Genomic DNA, 725 nt, shown 5'->3' on the forward strand with positions numbered 1-725 from the left:
CGGCCGCGGGCGGGGGCGCGGCGGGGGCCTCGGCGGCGGGCGGCGGCGGCGGGGCCGGCGCCTTGGCCTTCTTGCGGCTGGAGACCACGGCCGGCGCCATCAGCGCCTTCTCCACCTGCGTGCTGCCGCAGGCCGCGCACTCCACCAGCCCGGCCTTGGCCAGCTTCTCGAAGCCGGCGCTGTCCTGGAACCAGCTCTCGAATTCGTGCCCGGCGCCGCAGCGCAGCTTGTAGCGGATCATTCCGTCATCCTGGCCGCACCCTGTGGCAGCCATATGTCATGTGGCACTCTGCCCGGCAGAGTGCCAGGGCCGTGGTCACCCCGCCAGCAGCGGATCGAGCCCGCCCCGCCGGTCCAGCGCCAACAGGTCGTCGCAGCCGCCGATGTGCCGGCCGTCCACGAAGATCTGCGGCACCGTGGTGCGCCCGCCAGAGCGCGCGATCGCTTCCTCCCGCGCGGCAGAGCCGTTGGGGGCGTATTTCTCCTCGAAGGGCACGCCTTTCCTCTGGAACAGGTCGACCGCCCGCGCGCAGTAGGGGCAGAAGTCCTGGACGTAGATCTCGACCTTGGCCATGGCCGTCAGGTCGCCCCGCGCGCCGCACGCGTCAAGACGGGCCGGGCTCAGGCGCGCTCCAGGCGCGGGTCGGGCACCCGGGCGGCGGCGAGGACGTCCACGGCCCCGGCCCCGGCCGCCAGCAGGGCCCGGGCGCAGGCCTCCGCCGTGG

General features: G+C 74.8%; 2 protein-coding genes. Both read right to left on the minus strand.

Going from position 1 to position 725, the window contains the following annotated elements:
• Positions 1–241, minus strand: a 241-nt coding sequence (locus tag OZN99_RS32855) for a DUF1178 family protein (RefSeq protein WP_270939368.1), incomplete at its 3' end; no start/stop codon positions are given.
• Positions 242–316: 75 nt separating this feature from the next.
• Entirely contained in the window at positions 317–574 is a 258-nt protein-coding gene (grxC, locus tag OZN99_RS32860) for a glutaredoxin 3 (protein ID WP_270939369.1), read from the minus strand.
• Positions 575–725 lie beyond the last annotated feature (151 nt).

This window comes from Falsiroseomonas oryzae (genome assembly GCF_027856955.1).
GTDB lineage: Bacteria > Pseudomonadota > Alphaproteobacteria > Acetobacterales > Acetobacteraceae > Falsiroseomonas > Falsiroseomonas oryzae.